At 44.2% G+C, this 17859-nt stretch carries 17 protein-coding genes and 1 pseudogene; 13 read left to right on the forward strand and 5 right to left on the reverse strand.

The features are described from left to right. Window positions 1–32: 32 nt before the first annotated feature. The 5 genes and pseudogenes from GWP43_RS08075 (at window position 33) to GWP43_RS08095 (ending at window position 5261) form a co-directional block, all read left to right on the forward strand. Window positions 33–650, forward strand: a complete 618-nt coding sequence (locus tag GWP43_RS08075; RefSeq protein ID WP_162663736.1) for a glucosaminidase domain-containing protein — start codon at window positions 33–35, stop codon at window positions 648–650. A gap of 12 nt (window positions 651–662) precedes the next feature. After that, window positions 663–2421 (forward strand): annotated as a pseudogene (locus GWP43_RS15425) (aminopeptidase P family protein). 51 nt (window positions 2422–2472) lie between these two features. Then, window positions 2473–2976 carry a crossover junction endodeoxyribonuclease RuvC gene (ruvC, locus tag GWP43_RS08085; RefSeq protein WP_162663737.1) on the forward strand — a complete coding sequence of 168 codons (504 nt, stop codon included), beginning with the start codon at window positions 2473–2475 and terminating at the stop codon, window positions 2974–2976. 452 nt (window positions 2977–3428) lie between these two features. Beyond that, window positions 3429–4487: a phospho-N-acetylmuramoyl-pentapeptide-transferase gene (locus GWP43_RS08090; RefSeq protein WP_162663738.1), complete on the forward strand. Its 1059-nt coding sequence runs from the start codon at window positions 3429–3431 to the stop codon at window positions 4485–4487. 3 nt (window positions 4488–4490) lie between these two features. After that, window positions 4491–5261, forward strand: coding sequence for a tRNA threonylcarbamoyladenosine dehydratase (locus GWP43_RS08095; protein ID WP_230977612.1), 771 nt, complete (start codon window positions 4491–4493; stop codon window positions 5259–5261). 27 nt (window positions 5262–5288) lie between these two features. Here GWP43_RS08095 and GWP43_RS08100 read toward each other — a convergent pair whose 3' ends face one another. From GWP43_RS08100 to GWP43_RS08120, 5 genes are all read right to left on the reverse strand, one after another. Then, window positions 5289–6593: an OmpA family protein gene (locus GWP43_RS08100; RefSeq protein ID WP_162663739.1), complete on the reverse strand. Its 1305-nt coding sequence runs from the start codon at window positions 6591–6593 to the stop codon at window positions 5289–5291. Window positions 6594–7049: 456 nt separating this feature from the next. Continuing rightward, window positions 7050–7616 (reverse strand): redoxin domain-containing protein, encoded by a 567-nt coding sequence (locus GWP43_RS08105; RefSeq protein ID WP_162663740.1) that lies wholly within the window; start codon window positions 7614–7616, stop codon window positions 7050–7052. A gap of 235 nt (window positions 7617–7851) precedes the next feature. After that, window positions 7852–9696, reverse strand: coding sequence for a glycoside hydrolase family 2 protein (locus GWP43_RS08110; RefSeq protein ID WP_162663741.1), 1845 nt, complete (start codon window positions 9694–9696; stop codon window positions 7852–7854). Beyond that, on the reverse strand, window positions 9693–11072 hold the full coding sequence (locus GWP43_RS08115) for an MFS transporter (protein ID WP_162663742.1): 1380 nt from the start codon (window positions 11070–11072) through the stop codon (window positions 9693–9695). The genes GWP43_RS08110 and GWP43_RS08115 overlap by 4 nt, the downstream gene beginning before the upstream one ends. Window positions 11073–11454: 382 nt before the next feature. Then, on the reverse strand, window positions 11455–11658 hold the full coding sequence (locus GWP43_RS08120) for a hypothetical protein (RefSeq protein WP_162663743.1): 204 nt from the start codon (window positions 11656–11658) through the stop codon (window positions 11455–11457). A 92-nt stretch (window positions 11659–11750) separates the two neighbouring features. Here GWP43_RS08120 and GWP43_RS08125 point away from each other — a divergent pair, with 92 nt between their 5' ends. The 8 genes from GWP43_RS08125 to GWP43_RS08160 all read left to right on the forward strand — a co-directional run bounded on the left by GWP43_RS08125 (window position 11751) and on the right by GWP43_RS08160 (window position 17848). After that, the gene (locus tag GWP43_RS08125) at window positions 11751–12947 is read left to right on the forward strand and encodes a leucine-rich repeat protein (protein WP_162663744.1); all 1197 of its coding nucleotides are present in this window, start codon (window positions 11751–11753) and stop codon (window positions 12945–12947) included. 31 nt (window positions 12948–12978) lie between these two features. Next, window positions 12979–13149 (forward strand): hypothetical protein, encoded by a 171-nt coding sequence (locus GWP43_RS08130; protein ID WP_162663745.1) that lies wholly within the window; start codon window positions 12979–12981, stop codon window positions 13147–13149. 339 nt (window positions 13150–13488) lie between these two features. After that, window positions 13489–13656: a hypothetical protein gene (locus GWP43_RS08135; protein WP_162663746.1), complete on the forward strand. Its 168-nt coding sequence runs from the start codon at window positions 13489–13491 to the stop codon at window positions 13654–13656. Window positions 13657–13783: 127 nt separating this feature from the next. Then, window positions 13784–15580 (forward strand): SAP domain-containing protein, encoded by a 1797-nt coding sequence (locus GWP43_RS08140; RefSeq protein ID WP_162663747.1) that lies wholly within the window; start codon window positions 13784–13786, stop codon window positions 15578–15580. A gap of 13 nt (window positions 15581–15593) precedes the next feature. Then, window positions 15594–15797, forward strand: coding sequence for a YkvA family protein (locus tag GWP43_RS08145; protein WP_162663748.1), 204 nt, complete (start codon window positions 15594–15596; stop codon window positions 15795–15797). Window positions 15798–16047: 250 nt separating this feature from the next. Beyond that, window positions 16048–17124: a hypothetical protein gene (locus GWP43_RS08150; RefSeq protein WP_162663749.1), complete on the forward strand. Its 1077-nt coding sequence runs from the start codon at window positions 16048–16050 to the stop codon at window positions 17122–17124. Between the two features lie 22 nt (window positions 17125–17146). Further along, entirely contained in the window at window positions 17147–17551 is a 405-nt protein-coding gene (locus tag GWP43_RS08155) for a hypothetical protein (protein WP_162663750.1), read from the forward strand. Window positions 17552–17662: 111 nt separating this feature from the next. Continuing rightward, complete coding sequence (locus GWP43_RS08160; protein ID WP_230977613.1) at window positions 17663–17848, forward strand: hypothetical protein; 186 nt, start codon at window positions 17663–17665, stop codon at window positions 17846–17848. The last annotated feature ends 11 nt before the right edge of the window (window positions 17849–17859 follow it).

Genomic DNA, 17859 nt, shown 5'->3' on the forward strand with positions numbered 1-17859 from the left:
AGAGGCTGTCGAATGGGAGTAATGCCATCCGTATGAATATCAAAACCCTTCACATAAAGCGTTTTTTAAACCATCCTTTTGCGCTTATTACCCTGCTTGCAGTATTTCTTTGCTTTTCATGCCGGTCGGTTCCGCCGTCCATTCCCAAAGCGATTATGGGTACCGGACGCATGACGCAGGAACAGCTCGTTTCGTTCTTTTTAACGCAAACTGCCGTAACGCAAACGGGAGAAGTTGATCAGGAAAAAGTCGAACGGTTGGCAGCGTATTATGTGAAAGAATCCTCAGCTGAAGGAATAAATGCCGATATCGCTTTTGCACAGATGTGTTTGGAAACCGGCTTTTTACAGTTCGGCGGATTGGTAACCGCAGATATGAACAATTTTTGCGGACTCGGTGCCATCAACGCAGAGAATCCGGGATTGGCGTTTCCCGACGAGCAAACGGGAGTCAGGGCGCATATTCAGCATCTAAAAGCATACGCCAGTACCGAACCGCTCAAACTTCCATCCGTAGATCCTCGTTACCGTTACGTAAACCCGAAAGGCAAGGCGCCGCATATTTATAACCTTGCCGGAACGTGGGCATCGGACACTGCTTACGGGCATAAAATAGACCAGCTACTGCGCCGCATGTACGCAGGACTATAGAAGGAGATTACTATGACAATAGCTGAACGTATTAACGTATTACGCAATAAAATGGCGGAATGCGGCTTCGACGCGTATTATATTCCAACCGCCGATCCGCATCAGTGCGAATATCTTGCCGAACACGATAAGACCCGCGTCTTTATTTCCGGCTTTACCGGCTCTGCGGGCGCCGTATTGGTTACAAAAGACAAGGCCTTTTTATGGACTGACGGCCGGTATTTTTTACAAGCTGAAAAAGAATTGAAGGGAAGCGGTATTCTCTTGCAAAAGAGCGGAGAGCCGAATGTACCGACCGTATTTGAATATCTTGCACAAACGCTTCCTGCGGGAAGTACGATCGGTATGGACGGGAAAGTGATGGCGCTTAATTCGTTTGCACAGTTTAATTCGTCGCTTCCCGATATGAAGTTTGTTATAGACCGTGATCTCATCGGGGAGATGTGGACGGATCGGCCTGCGCCCGTATTAAGCGCCGCCTTTTTACTCGATGTCCGCTACACGGGAAAATCCGCGTCGGAAAAAATCAAAGAAGTCCGCGCGGCGCTTCGGGAAAAAAAAGCAGAGGCGACGGTTATCGGAGCTTTGGAGGATGTCTGTTACCTCTTTAATATCCGCGGCAACGATATTGCATGTACGCCGGTTGTTACCGCCTATGCCTTGGTTGATATGCAGAGCGCACGGCTTTACATCGACGCGCGGCAAATGACGGATGAGGTGAAGGCGGCGCTGGAAAAAGAAGGCGTTTCCGTTGCGCCTTACGAAGCGGTTTTTGCCGATGCCGAAAAGCTGCAGGGTACAGTCTACCTTGATCCCACACGAACAAATATCTTCTTACGCAACAAGATTAAAGCGGATATCATAGAAGGCCTTAATATCACCTCTTCGATGAAAGCGGTGAAGAACGAAACCGAAATTAAAAATTACCGGAATGCATTCCTCAAAGACGGCATCGCGATGGTTAAAATCCTCAAATGGGTAGAAGATCATGCCGATAGCGGCGTTACCGAATGGGACGTTTCCGAACAGCTGCTGCGCTTCCGTGGCGAACAGCCCGACTTCATAGAGGCGAGCTTTACCACGATTGCAGGCTACGGAGCAAATGCGGCGATTATCCACTACGGGGCCTAAAAAAAATACTGCTGCTACCTTGCAGCCCAAAGGCTTTTTACTGCTCGACTCGGGCGGACAATACAAAGACGGAACAACGGATATCACCCGAACCATCCCGCTCGGACCGCTCACCGCGGAAGAAAAAGAGGATTATACGCTAGTACTCAAAGGGCATATCCAGCTCGCCTTAGCAAAGTTCCCCGAAAACACGACCGGCTATAAGCTTGATATTCTTGCCCGCAATCCGCTCCGGAAATACGGGAAGGACTATAAACACGGTACCGGACACGGCGTCGGGTATGTGCTATCCGTTCACGAAGGACCGCAGAATATCGGACTCCGCTATACGGACGCTCCGATGAAGGCGGGCATGATTACCTCCAACGAGCCCGGCTTTTACTGCGCTAGCAGTCACGGTATCCGCATCGAAAACCTCACACTGACAAAGGAATGGAAAACAACGGAGTATGGGACATTCTTGGAGTTTGAAACGCTGACGCTCTGCCCGATCGACACACGGCCGGTAGTGAAGGAGCTACTGCTTCCCGAAGAACTCAAGTGGCTGAATGATTATAATCAAGCGGTTCGTACTGCGCTGGATCCTCATTTGGATGAGGCACATCGTGCATTCTTAAAAGAGCGGACACAGGCGCTGTAATACGCAAATGAGTGTTTTAACCGGCGTTAATATGGTAGGAAAATAAGGAGAATGGCGGAACAGCGGACAGCCGCAGGACGGATTATAATGGGGATCGACCCCGGACTTGCCCATACCGGCTACGGCATTATTACTGTGTCCGGCAGCAGGATGCGCTGTATTGATTACGGTGTTATTCAAACGGAGGCGGGACAGGTACAGGGGAACCGGCTGCTCATTGTCTTTGACCGGCTTACGGAGCTTATCCGCACATACCAACCTGCCGCCGCCGGTATCGAAACGCTCTATTTCGCAAAAAACGTAACGAGCGCTTTGAGCGTTTCGGAAGCACGCGGCGTGACGCTGCTTGCCTTAGCGCAAGCAGGTGTTCCCGTCTTTCAATACGCGCCGAACGCTATTAAAAAAGCAGTTACCGGCATCGCGCAGGCGGAAAAGCAGCAGGTACAGCTCACGGTACAGTTGCTGCTCGGCCTTAAAACGATACCGAAACCCGACCATGCCGCCGATGCGCTGGCGGCGGCGGTTACTTATGTAAATACAGTACCTACCTTTTGAAATAGACGGCATATCTACTGCGTTGCCTTGCCAAAAGTGTACATCCTTGTACACTTTTGGCAGCGAGTTTCAGCTGACGCTGAAACATCGCTTCTGATATAACCAGCGGCATCCCTGCCGCTACTGAAAATCCTCAACGTATCAAAGATACGCCTCCGGTTGGAATTTGCTAGGCGCCTTGTAGTTTCAGAACGGACAGGGATGTCCGTAGTTTCACACAACGGCGGCGTTTTTGCTCCGCAAAAACTCGCGTCCAGAAGTGTACACGGATGTACACTTCTGGACAGGCTATTTTCAAAAGGCTTACGGAAAGGCTGTTCAAAAAGCATCAGTCTTGCTTATTCTGCAACTATGTAGGACCGCCACTCTCTATGACAGAAATTCGGCTCATGTGTTTATCCTGGAGCAAGCTAAGGGTTGTTTTTTTTATATGGGCTGTATATACTGTTCCAATGCTTTTTTATTTATCGGGGCTTCTTTCTTCATTCTACGGCCCCATGCGGCTTTTACAATCATATCTCGTACTTATTTCAATTTCATTTTATGTAGGCTTTTTTTTAACGGTATTCATTTTACCGCGCTTTTATGGCCGTTTGCCGAAAGACAGAGGAAAAGAATTCGGTATTTCTCCTGAGGCAGCAAAAGGAAAACCGACCGGCGGCGGGGTCGTATTTATTACGATTTTTGTCGTTATGATTTTCCTGCTGATCATGCCTTCGGGTACGCAAATAGCGGTACTGGTTTTAACATGGTTGGTGATGCTCACCGGCTATCTTGACGACCGGTCGGTTAATCCGTGGGGAGAATACCGAAAAGGTGCATTGGATTTACTGTTGTCGCTGATTACTGCGGCAGTACTCTTTCATTGGTATTTTGACGATTCCATTTCTTACTGGATTCCGTTTATGAGTCAAAGTATCGCGGTACATCCTGCCATATTTTTTACGGTCTCCGTTTTAATTTTATGGTTTTCCATCAATACAACGAACTGCACCGATGGAGTAGACGGACTTTCCGGAACCCTCATTTTGATGGCGCTTATTTCGCTTGGTATGGTTTTCTATTTTATTATCGGGAACGTAAAAGTTTCGGAATATCTGCTCATTCCGCATCGGGTAGACGGCGCGCAGTGGGCACTCATTTGCTTTAGTCTTTCCGGCGTACTGATGGGATATCTGTGGCATAATGCCTATCCAAGCAAGGTGATGATGGGAGATGCAGGTTCCCGTGCGCTCGGCTTTTTTATCGGCGTATTGGTCATTATTTCGGGCAATCCCTTTTTACTGTTAATGACCAGCGGGATGATTCTCCTGAACGGCGGCACAGGCCTTGTTAAAGTGGCGTTATTACGCTTTTTTCATATCCGTATTTTTAGGAATATCCGGTTCCCGCTCCATGACCACATGCGGAAAAACCTTCAATGGTCATCCACGCAGGTACTGATAAAGTTCCTTATTTTACAACTGCTGATTACGCTTGCCGTATTTGCAGTTCTATTCAAAATTCGCTAAGCCTTGTTCGAATCTGATATCAAGAGTGCCACGCACGGCATCTACGATGCACACAATATCGGCACGGCTGTACATGACGAGCCTGACCCGCTGTTTATCCGGAGCAAAGCGCTTATCGGGGCGGAAGGTGTTAACCGGCTTCGTAAATTGCGGGTTGCAGTATTCGGTATCGGCGGTGTTGGCGGGTATACGGTCGAAGCCCTTGCACGCGCCGGCGTCGGAACACTGTATCTCGTTGACGGCGATACGGTAAGCCCTTCAAACCTTAACCGGCAGCTCTATGCGCTTACATCTACCATCGGACAGTACAAAACCGCTGCTGCTGCCGCGCGAATCGCCGATATAAACCCGGCGTGTACAGTTCATCAGATCGTGCAGCACATTCTCCCCGATGCGGACGGCTCTCTTTCCTTTTTACCTTTCTTATCCGACATCGATTGTATTGTCGATGCGGTTGATACGATTTCGCTTAAAGTCGCACTGGCGGCAGGGGCGGAAAACCGCGGCATTCCAATCATAGCGGCAATGGGTTGCGGGAATAAGCTCCGCGCAGATTTATTTCAATTTGCCGACATTTACGATACTGCTGTTTGTCCCTTGTGTAAAACCATGCGCGGACTGCTAAAAAAACGGGGAGTAAAAAAGCTGCGGGTACTATATTCCAAGGAAGTTCCCGCTGTCCGCAGCCGTCCGCCAAGCTCGGTTTCATGGGTACCCGCCGCAGCCGGCATTATGCTTGCAGGCGATCTACTCAATCAGATATTACAATCTTAAACGACAGGACAGTGCGGAAAATATCGGCTATTTTTCTAGCACGGTGATTTCAACACGGCGGTTTCGTGCTCGGTTCGCTTCCGTAGTATTAGGTGCAATCGGTTTTTCTGCGCCGAAACCGCGCGTAAAAATATGATGCTGCTCTCTCACCCCAAGTTCTACCAGATAATTTGCAACAGCCGCTGCCCGCTGCTCAGACAGTATCTGCCTCGCTTCAGCCGTACCTGCTAATGCCGTATGCCCCGAAATCAATAGTTCATAATCAGGGTATGCACCCAATAACTTTCCTATTTTTTCAATCTTTTCTTTTTCGGCTGGAAGAAGACGTGCAGAATCAGGTTCAAATTGGATATTTTCAAGACTGATGGTAATTCCTTCATCGGTTTTTTCTACGGTAGTATTCGAAATCCCCATATCACGGATGTTTTTATCCAGTACTCCTGCTATTTCCTCTTTATTCATACGCTGCAACATCGTAATTTCGGCCTTTGCGGTACCGCGATATTCTATTACCGCCCCCGTGTTTAACTCCATCATTATGGTAAATACTTCATCATAATAGGGAAGAATACCTGCATTACTATCCCAATAGAGTCGCTGTTTTGAATAGCCCATGGTGCGGACAGGATACAGCATCGGCAATGTTGCACTTCCGTTTCTTTTATTTTGAATATTTTTTAATGGAATATCATAATAAAGATCATAATTTACTTCTATTAATTGATAGGTTTTTCCTTCACGCTGGGTAGGACCTTGATATGTGTACGTAACATCGACGGGAACGACAAAGGGGGTTTGAATATTAAAGTTATCCCGCAGATCGTGAGCTTCGCTTGCAGAGTGCCGCCAACTTTCACCTTTCTTTACATCATGCTGAAGAAAAACCGGAACATCCCGAACCACCGGCATAAAATACTGTTCATCAATGGTGTAAATACCGAATTCATCTCGGCGGAATACGCTCGGATATTCGCGTCCCCACGAGAACGTCCTGTTGCTGTTTTGCTCGCTTGTCATAAAAGTACAGGTATGAAGCGCGGAGGAAGGCTTTCCGTTTGATGCCGGTTGAACATCCGACACTTCCACGGTAACACGGTTGGTGATATAAGCCTGATGCGCAAATTGCCCGTTCAAGTACACATCTTCAGTAACGGTAGAATTGATCCGGTAGGTATCTCCATCCCTAAAGTTGAAACGGAAGATTTCGGAATACAGCGGAGATAATCCTCCTATTACAAAAAAAACGCCTAAAAAGAGAAGGCGTGAAAAACGCATCCGGGGAAAATGTTTAAGCCTGTTCATAGTATTCGAAAAGGAAAAAAGTAATTGCATACCGTACCCTAATATTTTCATAATTTTTTGTAAATATGTAACCTTTCTTTTTTTGTCTGTTTAAGTGGTGTATATTGCGATACGTACTATCAAAGAGTATTCAATGTACCTCCTTTACAGTTGCCCTGTAGGATTTTTTCCTCCTTTTGCCTACAGGGTTTTTTCCTTTTTCAAGCCCCCGGATAATGAACACCTACCATTCGCATTAAAGCTGACAGTGCAGGTGAATTGAATGGTCACCACCCGTTATATATAGGGCATCTCTAAAAACTCGGTTAGATTTTTAGAGATGCCCGACGAGTTTTAATTTAAGTCTTTATACTATAATGACTTAAATTAAAACATCGCAAGTAAATCTAAGGAAAACCTCTAAAAAACTGAAGTTTTTAGAGGTTCCCATAAAAAACCTCTAAAAACCGCTGAGTTTTTAGAGGTTTGCCAGCCCAGCAACGGGTTTTAGATTTTCCCAACTAAGTCGATAGAAGGATACAGCGTTTTTTCGCCGGGGCGCCATTTGGCAGGGCATACCTGATCACCGTGTGCTGCAGTAAACTGAGCAGCCTGAACCTTGCGCAGCAATTCGGAAGCATCGCGACCGATACTCGTGTCGTGTACCTCATAAGCTTTAATGATACCGTCGGGATCGACGACAAAAGAGCCGCGGAGCGCAACCCATGTTTCAGGTACAAGGATGCCTAAAGAAGATGCAAAAATACCGGCTTTATCAGCAATCATTTCATAAGGGAGGCCACCGATTGTCGCGCTCGCATCAGCCCATGCCTTATGCACAAATTCGCTGTCGGTAGAAACAGAAAAGACTCTACATCCAATCTCCTGGAATTCCGAATACAGCTTACCCAAATCGGCCAACTCGGTAGGACACACAAATGTAAAGTCTGCGGGATAAAACATAAACACAGCCCAATTACCCAACAACGATTTACTCGACACAGTCGTAAACTTTCCCTTGCAATAGGCAGGCAAAGTAAAATCAATAATCTTTTTTCCGATTAAATTTTCCATAAAAAGCTCCTATAACTTGAATTGATAATCGTTACGATAATAGTGAAACACCTGCTAAATGTCTAGTACGACGCAAACGCACACGTTGATACGCGAATCTTCGAAAGAAACTTTGACAGCTAATACATCCGGCATGGAGGCGGTGGTTAGAACAAAAGCGATATTTCAACTTGCCGGGATATCGCCATACCTATCACTTAATCACGTAGATCGTGCTGCTGCCCGTACACGGCCTTTACTTATCGGCACAGTTTTTTTTGAAAAGTTCATGTAATGTTTCGGCAATTTTTAAGCTCAAGTCCATATCCAATTTTGTTTCTTTCCTGTCGTAAGTAAAAATACCGTTTACCTCATCTTCAACATCGCTTACTTGAGTATAAATTGAAGCGCTCAATCCCTTTTCCATCGCCGGATATACATCGGTTTCATAGAGGTTCCGGATACCGCCGTTTAAAGATTGCGTATCTTTGAAGATTTTATAACCGTATAAAATATCGGAGGAGGTATGACCGTTCACAGCTAAGCTGAAGCCTCCGAATTCGGTTAAGGCTAAGATCCGGTTCAACGGATCGGGTTTCGGGCAGAAGGACTTAAAATAAATGTGATAGCTGTGGAAATCTCCGGCCTCTTGATCAAAATAGCCGCTTGCATGATCGATGAGCCTCGTAGGATCTTTTTTATGGACGTATTCCGCCATTGAGGCTGCTTCGAATTGCCCCCATCCTTCATTAAAAGGAACCCATACCGAAAGGCTTACCGTATTGTACAGTAAATCGATGGTACATTCGGCATCGCGTAAAAATATGTTCCGCCCCTTTTCGCTTTTGCGTCCGTGGAGGGCATAGCGGTTTTTTGTATCGTTAAAATTGAAGCCGAGCCACGGTGCATATTGAACGACCAACGGTTTATACGGATCGCCGCCGCTGACAAAATCCTGCCAGACAAGCATTCCGAGCCTATCGCAATGGTAGTACCAGCGGAGCGGTTCTATTTTAATATGCTTCCTCAGCATATTAAAACCCATATCTTTCAGTTTTTTAATTTCCCAAATCATCGCCTCGTCGGAAGGCGGCGTATACATTCCGTCGCTCCAATATCCCTGATCCAAGAGTCCGTGATGAAAGATCGGCGCTCCGTTTAGACTGAGAACGGAACCGTGTTTGCCGTTGATGATTCCGAATTCCCGCATACCGAAGTATGAAGTTACCGTATCCTCTCCTGCACGGATTTCCACATCATAGAGGAAAGGATGTTCGGGACTCCAACTCTTAAAATCGGCAGGCATTTTTATCCGCAGCGGATTGGTTGTGAGTGTGTCTTCCGCAATTACAGAACCGGAGTCAAATATTTTAATGCGTATATCATCATCACGTTTAACATATATATCATCAAGGCGATGCGAAGAGTTTACATTGTTTCCGCCGGCATCGGCCCCGGTAATAAAGACCGAAATTTCAACTTCACCGGTTTGATAATGAGGCGTTATGGTCAGCTTTTCGATATGAGTGTCGGGAACTTTTTCGCACCATACGGTTTGCCAAATACCGCTTTGCCCCGTGTACCAAATCTCTCCTCGGTTTAAGGTTTGCTTACCGTAGGCCTCATCACCGGTATCGGTATCATCGGTAACTGCAATGATGATTTCCGTTGTATCACCGTTTAAAAAATTGCTGATGTCAAAAGAGAACGGCCAGTATCCCCCCGAATGGGAACCTGCTTCTTTACCGTTGACATAGACGGTACAGTATTGATCTACCGCTCCGAAATGTAACAGGAGCCGCTCCTCCGGTTTGCATTGTTCAAAGTTGAACGTTTTTCGGTACCATAGCGTCTCCCCCGGAAGCAACTGCCGCTGTACGTTTGACAGGATTGTTTCCGGAGAGAACGGTACGATTATTTCTCCATCCCATATTTTAGGCATCTGTTTATCGGCGGTTATCGCGTAGTCCCATGCTCCGTTTAAGCATTGCCATTCTTTCCGCGCCAACTGAGGACGGGGGTAATCGTTTAAGGGCTTTTGTTTGTCGAGCGCTTCACCCCACGGTGTGAGTAAAGGTTTTATCGGTTTGTTTTTTCTCATGTTATTGTCTCGATGGTAAGGCGATCGTTTCTGCGCCGGTTATACATTTTCGATGCGAAAAAGAGCGGGAAAAGCGCCGTTACCGCTAGAATTGCTCCCCACAGATAGATGGATTCTGCGGGAATATTTTCGATGATTCCGAATTCATTCGCGATGGAGCCTGCTCCGTTTTTAACAATGATGTTGCCTATCACGGTTCCGATAATCATCGGGGTGAGGACGAAAAAGAGAATACGGATACCTTCAAACTGACCTCGTGCGGTTTCGGGATAGAGTTCTTTAACCCAGATGGTCATCGATTGCGTAACGAGAATTTGTCCTGCACCTGCAAGGAAAACGGAAAAGAACAGCGGAATGTTTTGCATGCAGAATACCGTTTCCGTGTTAAAAGCTGCGGGCTTTGCAAAGAGCGATAAAATGCATAAGCCGACGATATTCAGAATAATTGCAAAACAGGCAAGCTGCGGAGTATGCCTCTTATTGATAATCCCGATTGCAGGAATCACCAGCAGGGACGCAGCAACTAAACTTAATCCTTGAATAATGCCCATGCTCTCAGCGTTAAAGCCCATACGGTAAATCATCCAGTTTCCCATGTGGACAAAATAAACATTGAACGAAACAAAGAACAGTGCCGTTGTAATACACGCAAGCATCAATTCTTTTTGAGAAAAAAATCCTTCCGCTTTAAAGATCGAGCTCAATTGCTCCCAAAATGAACCGGTTTTGCAAGGTTTTAAGCCGGGAGAATCTTCTAATAGAAGAAGAGAGAGAAGTCCTGCAAGGATGACAAAGATACCCATAGACCAAAATAACCGCTGATAGTTATTTTCGCTGCCGATGAGCAAACCGCCCAATACGGTGCCGACGATGGTGCCGATTATCGGTTGAATTGCGAGCACGGCTCCGACTTGACCACGGTTTTTATCGGTAGTCATGTCGTTGCTCCATGCGTTGTATCCCGAATCGTTTCCCATAGAGCCGAAAAAGCTCATAACATCATCGGCTAAAATAACAAGGACTGCTGCCCAGATTGAAGCCTTTGCTCCGGTTCCGACCTGTCCGTGTCCTACAAATTCTGTAAGACCGAACAGAATCGTCGTCAATCCCCATACGATGTAGCCTATAGAGATAAATCTTCTTCTCGAACCTATTCTATCCGACAGTGTCCCGAATATGAAGGTTGAGAATGTTGTGACCAAAGCGCTGGTAATAACCATGAGCGTTACGATAGAGGAATCTTTAGCGATCTTTGCATACACAAAGGTATTAAACCATTGATTTTCGATATTCCAGCATAACTGCCCCGCAAGACCTAAGCCCCACATTAAAAACCAAAACCGTTTTGTTCCAATAAGTGTCTTTTCAGTTTTCATCACATCTATCCAAGATAAAGTAAGGAGTGTTAAAAGTTTGTAATTCGTGGTATGGTTAGATTAGAAAGAAAGAACAATACCGCAAAAGAAATTACAGACCTAAATCAGTGTAACCCAAACTTAAGATAATTGCTATCCTTGATCAACTTTGATGAGGTTGTTGCGGCTGGCTTGAATACCCTTTGTTACTACACACATGAAAATTTGATACACATAAAAATTTGCTTGACAGCGCTTTATTACAGGGATTATAATTACTACATTATTTCATAGTTTATTTTGAAAAGGAGGTTCTCCATGACACATAGCCTATCATTCGCTCACGAGCCTCTTTTCCATACCCCCCCCCATAAAATTATATAAATCATTATATAGTAACAACTTATACGATTTTATTATTAATATTCTCTTCTCCGATATACGTGCTATATGTACAGAATTCTTTATAGATACCCACGTGCAGGGCTTTTTTTTCTGTACTATCCGCTATCAGCGGTATAGTGTTGAGATTATCGGGCTGATCCTCTTCGTACATCAGATTCTTAAATGGATTCCGTTCAGAATCACTCAAACGCAACAGTATCATCGCACACACCTATGCTGTAAGTTCAAACCGCAAACCGGCAAGCGCTTTACGGCTATGACATATTGTAATCTTTTTTATCTCTGGAGGGAAAAATGAAATTCTTAAAACAAGCATCGCTGCTTCGATTGTGTGTCGCTATCGGTATGATGATGATCGGTATTACCGGTTGTAAGCCGAAAATCACTCCGGCAGAAGTATATTACACGGTTACCTTGCAAGTTTCCGGCGCGGAGGGCGGCACGCTCACCGCAACAGCGAACGGTAAGACTTTAACCAACAACGAGAAGGTAAAAGCCGGTACAAAAGTACGGTTTATCGCAAACCCGAAGAGTGCAGAAGGGTACACAGTCGGCGCGTGGACTGGCACCGATGCAGCAGTCGGAACGGGCGCTGTTGAATTGATTATCACACAGGACGTAACTGTTTCTGTTGCCTTTGTAAAACGGCAATGCACCATTACATTTGATGCAAGCGAGGGCGGTTCAATTTCCGCAAGGGTTGAAGGAGATTCAGATAACCTTTCAACCGGAGGCACAGCGCCTTACGGCTCCACCGTTACCTTTACTGCCGTACCGGAGGATGGCTATGCATTTGACCACTGGGAAGGGCTTACCACTGCCTCAAGCGAGGTAACTGCAACCTATACGGTAACCGGCGACCGGTATGTAAAGGCGTATTTTAAAAGTGCGACCTTGCCGTATTTTGGGGTAAATGAGCATGGAGGACTTTTTTATAAAGGAAATGAATCCCGGAAAAATGAAATATTAAAAGGACGAATCGTTATTCCTGAAAGTATGTATGGGGTACCGGTTACCACTATCGTAGGATATACCTTTTCCAGTTGTACCGAACTAACAGAAGTCGTGCTTCCTCGAACCGTAATAACAATTGAACAATCTATGTGCAAAGGATGCACAAAGCTGAAGAAAGTTACCCTGCAAGGTGGAGCCGCAAATGCATTAACAACTATCGGTGAAAATGCATTCTATGGCTGTTATTCATTGGAAGAAGTTCGGTTACCACAAAATGTTAAATGTATTGATAGCCAAGCATTTGAGAATTGCCGCTCTTTAACAATATATCTTCCTAGAACGATAAAGACAGTCTGGGGATCTGCATTTGGTCGTAAAGCAAAAGAGTCTAATTATGATAGCTGTGTAAAAATGGTATATGTTCCATCAGGATACCGTTCTTATATAGGAGGGCTCATCGATAAAGGGATTGGCGACTGTTGTTATTTTCCTGGTGAAAAAATGAAAGAATACGACGACACTAAGCCAATCCCGTAAGGGTGAGGGAATTTTTTGGGGAGGTAGTTTGATGAATACGTACAAGCTGGTCGTCCAGACCATTCAAAACGGAAAGATTACCGGAAACGCGAGTTTATCGGTAGGCGCCAACTCCACGATGGAAGCGCGTCAAAAATTTATGGCAGCGCATCCGCCGACGGCTACGAAGAAGTATAAAATTATTGCTTGTGCAAAGCAGTAGTCTCCTTTTAAAAATACGCGGGCATCTACTTCGTTGCTGCGCACAAATTAATCCTCAACGTATCAAAGATACGCCTGCGGTTAATTTGTGCTCGCGCCTCGTATCTACACCGCCTATTTTTAAAAGGCTAACGGCAAAAATCGTTACACTGCCTGCTGCCATGGAAGGTGGTAATGCTAGGAAAAACGTGTTTAAGCGCAAAAACTTGCAGCCAAAGAATAAACAAAGATATTCATTCCTTGTTGTTCATTGTGAATCGTTCGTTCATTGAAAAAAAGAACGATTATATATATTTGATATTCGTAAGCATAAAGGGCTTACGAAAAAGGAGTTTTAATTATGGATAGTATTCTTGACCTGTTATTTGGAGGACTTAAAAAGACTGTGGACTATGTTCAAAAGCATCCCCATGTAGCACAAAACTTACAAAATACTATAGAGAGGTCAATGCTAGAGCGGCAACGAAAAGAGGCAATGAGAAATACAAAGAACACGAATAAAAAATAGTACTGCACTAAGGTTAGCGGCCGTAATCTCGCTACCTTGAGTGCACAGTTAGGAACCTCTAAAAATCTCAGTTTTTTAGAGGTTTCCAGTTATATGAAATAAGAACGATTACACAAAGGAACTAAAAATGATTGATATAGTAATGGCTGCACAAAAATTATTAACTACTATGCGACACTTGGATCGTAGTGTTGATTCATGCACGCCGCAGGAGATTGCGGATATTATCAAATTTCATTCAAAGGGAGCCGCTGCGGCCGGAGTTGCAGCTGGCTGGGTTCCCGGTGCGGGAGGGGCCGCTGCAACAGCAATTGCAGCCGGTTTTATATGGACAATGTACGGCCGTATTAACAGTAAAATAGGCCTTACGTTTTCAAAAAGTATTCTCAAAACTTTAGCGTCCGGTATTGCCACCAATCTTGCCGGTTATCTGGTAGGCTCTTTAGTACTGAATGCCGTTTTTTCATTTATTCCGGGATTAGGAAATATTGCTGCATCGGCAATAGCAGGGGGCGTTTGTTATGCGCTGACTTTAGCTTCCGGTATCGTCTATTTAAAGATATTGACCAATATATTTTCCGCTGGGGTTGATCCTACCAGCGTTGATATTGATACGTTAAAAAACATGGCAAACGATATCGCTTCCGATATGAATATGAAAGAAATTTATGAAGAAGCAAAGGAGGAAGTAAAAAATAATCGGGATGAAACGGTTAGCGCCGATTATACGGATTATGAAATGGCCGAAGATGAATATTCCTCTTCGCAATATAATCGTCAGATTCCGGCTCTCCCTACCGGTGAAAAGCATAAGACTCTAGAAGCCGTATCACCCGGTATCAACGTGTATATGGATATTATCAACGTCAAACTTCTACTGAATAAGTACGGTGATGATGTTTCAGACAATAAAAAGAAAAGAGAACAGCTGGCAGGGCTTGTATATAACAGGCTGTTGGACTGGAGTAATGAAAGCAGAGCTTCATTTACAACCGCGTCTGATTATGTTTATGCTCTTTTACGGCGATGGTATTATAGCTATGAAGTGCTATCACCCTATGCGCATTTTTATTCTGACGATATTTTCTATTCCGCTCGATTCGGAAAACTTAAAGTCCGTCTTGCGCTTTACCTGTTGGAAAGTTTTTTCAGGGAAAACCATAATGCTTTTATAGAAATGTTTTGCCGGAAAGCTGCTGAACTGTTTCCTGGACGGTATGTTAATCCCGATGCATGGCTCTTACCGAATATCCACTGGCTGGAAAAAGAATTCGCCGCTGAAATGCAATCGGTGTTTAAAGCGTTGGATGATTTTTCGGCCTATATATACGTTTATAAGTGGGCTCAAAATGATAACGGTGCGGGGCTTATTAAAGAAGGATGGACGTATGAACAACTTGATGCGATTCCTGGTGCACTGGAAGAATCCGGCGATGTATGCGTTGCTGCAATTGAGCAACTGTTTTACGTCGTCGCCGCACTATTGCAAAACCGTACTCTGAGTTTTTTAAAAGAGCATTTGAGCGAAATGGAACAAGCGTTTGAAAACCCCTTCGGCAGCACAGCATCCGCGTCCGCTGCTCCCTCTACAACTCCGGTTATTGCATTACCCGAAAGACCGGCACCTACAAACAACGATAGTGGTGCTGCCGCTGCACAAGATACTGCCGGTAATGCTGTACAAGCTATTCCGGTTACTCAACCTGTTGCGGCAGCTGTTACCTCAGTTTCAGTTCCCGCCACCGGTAGCGAGGAAGAAGAAATCGACTATGTAGAAATTGCGCGGGATATAACCGAAGCAATGACCATTGGCGAAATACGCGCGTTGCTTGAAGAGCACGGACTTGATTCTTCCGGTTTAAAGAAAAATCTTATCGGTCGCCTTGCTCGCGCGTTGGAAGATGGCACGATAAAAATTAATTAAAGGGAAAATTTTTATGTTGAAGATGATTTGTTGTATAGCGGCCGATATTTTAGCGTTTATCTATCTTATCTGGCCGTTCGACATCGTCCCGGATATTATGCCGGTTGTGGGGTTTATGGATGATCTAATTGCTATCCTAGCCGCCGTAGCTTTTACCATTAAGACGATACGGGATCGGTTTAAAGACAGCGTGAATAAAAATAGGACAGGGAACTAAAAGGTTTTTACACAACATATTAGGAGGATTATATGGATTTTATACTATGGATTCTTTCATGGTTCGAATCTCCGATATTTGTAATACTATTTCTCATCAGTATTCCTGCATCTCGTATATTTATGATTGTCACCTTTAGAAACATCTATCGGAAAAGCGAGAAAGAAAAAAAACGATTACGAAGAATTTAAGAGTTTGAAAAAATATCGAGAACAATTTTACGACAGCGTAAATAGAAGGAGAAAAAACAATGAATAGAGATGATACAATGCTTGCACTCAACGGGAATAGAACCGTCGATAATTTATCCTACGTACTAACAGAATTACGCGATCAAGAATCAAGCGACAGCGCACTTGCATATGCCTTAAATGCGCAGCTGCAAGTATTGGGTGTTATTAACAGCCCGGGACTTTCAATAAGTCTTTATGATTTGATGATCGACTCTTTAAAAATGGCAATACAGAAAGCGAGAAGTTGGCAAGAAAAAGAAGAGTATCAACGATGCGCTGCAATAATGACAAACAGCATGGTATTCTTTTTACATGCAAAATTATGTTGGGAAGGGGATCGCTGGAGTGAACAAGGAATCTCCCTTTTGAAAAGTGCCTGTAATCTTGTATCGGATTCTGCTATCGCATTGATAAAAATAAAAACAGGAACCGTCTTGCTTGATGATAGCTTAGGTGCCGAAATGTTTTATAATCTCATCTCGAATGCAAACGGATTCATGAATAAATTAATTGACTGGTTTGTAAGCGGCGATAGGGTCGTTCAATATCAAAACGAATTTTATATCTTTCTTCTTCGATTATTCGATAAACTTGAAAGATACCATACTATTTATGGGCAACAAGTATTATTGAAAGAGTTAATACTGCGATATAAAGATGAACTTGTTTTTGTAGCAGGCGATAAGAGCTGTGACCTAATACGCTTAGATCCTAATAGTCCCTTTTTAGAATTGCCTCCACCTTTTAAAGACAGATCAAAATTGATGCGATCCGTATTAGGCGGTATTTCTTTTCTTCTTGTGCTAGTTGTTATTTTTATCATATTTAACATATTTGCAGGCGATAAATGGCTGGAATCATTCGGCAGTACAGCACTCTTTTATCCGTTATTTAGTTTTCACTTTTTCTTTTTAGAATTTAGTACCTCTATTCAAGTAAGTATCATAATAGCATTACTCATAGGAGCATTGATAATTTCATCACGCAAAAACAATGTTGGGAAAAAAGCACTAGAAGACTATCAGCGTGATGAAACAGCACGGATATATTGTATTGCCGATGAATATTTTACAGAAATTGCAAATTTATATTGATTGATACTTCTGGAGTTTTATAATGAGTAGAAAAAAATTTTTTTATGTATTGAGCTGGTGTATTTTTATCGGACTATTTTTCTCTTCCTGCACACTCGAAGACAGTTCCCCGCCGGACGCAAGAACATTGAAAATACGGGAACAAGAACAATTGCGACCGCGCGTTGCGCTTGCTCTTAGAGCAGCACAGACCGCTTATAATGTAAAACGCTATGATCTTGCTATTCCGCGATTTGAATTTGCCATCAATGCGGGCTGGATAGACGGTATGAATCTCTATCAGTATGCCGATTGCTTGGAAAAGACCGGCGAAATCAAAAAAAGCAAACTGTATTTTCAACGGGCATTCGACGAACTCAGTGAATTTTATCCTAACCATACGCTCTTGGATGAATTGCGTGCACAAGGATATAAGAAAAATAATTGAAAGGGGATATAAAAAACAACTTGAGTAGCGGTTAAAAATAGGAGGCATAAAAATGACTGAGGCATTACCATGAAGTGCCGGTATTGCGGACATGAGGTCAGAATATCGGGAATGATGTTGATAAGTTCTTTCGGGCAAATGTGCAAGACAAGTCCTACCGAAAAACACGTCATCATTTCCGATGGTATGCGTTGCGTGTACTGCGGACGAGAAACAAGAACATCGGGGAGCATGCTTATCACCATCCATGGGCAGCGGTGTACTCTTTCACCGACGGGGAAGCATCAGTTGCAGTAGTGGAACGATGG

Source organism: Treponema vincentii (genome assembly GCF_010365865.1).
In the GTDB taxonomy this organism is placed as follows: Bacteria; Spirochaetota; Spirochaetia; order Treponematales; family Treponemataceae; genus Treponema.

What these genes read in the sequence shown, in the direction of transcription:
- GWP43_RS08150 (WP_162663749.1), top strand. Translation starts at nt 16,048, where the DNA reads ATGAATAGAGATGATACAATGCTTGCACTCAACGGGAATAGAACCGTC.
- GWP43_RS08105 (WP_162663740.1), bottom strand. Translation starts at nt 7,616, where the DNA reads ATGGAAAATTTAATCGGAAAAAAGATTATTGATTTTACTTTGCCTGCC.
- GWP43_RS08145 (WP_162663748.1), top strand. Translation starts at nt 15,594, where the DNA reads ATGTTGAAGATGATTTGTTGTATAGCGGCCGATATTTTAGCGTTTATC.
- GWP43_RS08130 (WP_162663745.1), top strand. Translation starts at nt 12,979, where the DNA reads ATGAATACGTACAAGCTGGTCGTCCAGACCATTCAAAACGGAAAGATT.
- GWP43_RS08140 (WP_162663747.1), top strand. Translation starts at nt 13,784, where the DNA reads ATGATTGATATAGTAATGGCTGCACAAAAATTATTAACTACTATGCGA.
- GWP43_RS08075 (WP_162663736.1), top strand. Translation starts at nt 33, where the DNA reads ATGAATATCAAAACCCTTCACATAAAGCGTTTTTTAAACCATCCTTTT.
- GWP43_RS08110 (WP_162663741.1), bottom strand. Translation starts at nt 9,696, where the DNA reads ATGAGAAAAAACAAACCGATAAAACCTTTACTCACACCGTGGGGTGAA.
- GWP43_RS08135 (WP_162663746.1), top strand. Translation starts at nt 13,489, where the DNA reads ATGGATAGTATTCTTGACCTGTTATTTGGAGGACTTAAAAAGACTGTG.
- GWP43_RS08155 (WP_162663750.1), top strand. Translation starts at nt 17,147, where the DNA reads ATGAGTAGAAAAAAATTTTTTTATGTATTGAGCTGGTGTATTTTTATC.
- GWP43_RS08115 (WP_162663742.1), bottom strand. Translation starts at nt 11,072, where the DNA reads ATGAAAACTGAAAAGACACTTATTGGAACAAAACGGTTTTGGTTTTTA.
- GWP43_RS08120 (WP_162663743.1), bottom strand. Translation starts at nt 11,658, where the DNA reads ATGATACTGTTGCGTTTGAGTGATTCTGAACGGAATCCATTTAAGAAT.
- ruvC (WP_162663737.1), top strand. Translation starts at nt 2,473, where the DNA reads ATGGCGGAACAGCGGACAGCCGCAGGACGGATTATAATGGGGATCGAC.
- GWP43_RS08160 (WP_230977613.1), top strand. Translation starts at nt 17,663, where the DNA reads ATGATGTTGATAAGTTCTTTCGGGCAAATGTGCAAGACAAGTCCTACC.
- GWP43_RS08125 (WP_162663744.1), top strand. Translation starts at nt 11,751, where the DNA reads ATGAAATTCTTAAAACAAGCATCGCTGCTTCGATTGTGTGTCGCTATC.
- GWP43_RS08100 (WP_162663739.1), bottom strand. Translation starts at nt 6,593, where the DNA reads ATGCAATTACTTTTTTCCTTTTCGAATACTATGAACAGGCTTAAACAT.
- GWP43_RS08090 (WP_162663738.1), top strand. Translation starts at nt 3,429, where the DNA reads ATGCTTTTTTATTTATCGGGGCTTCTTTCTTCATTCTACGGCCCCATG.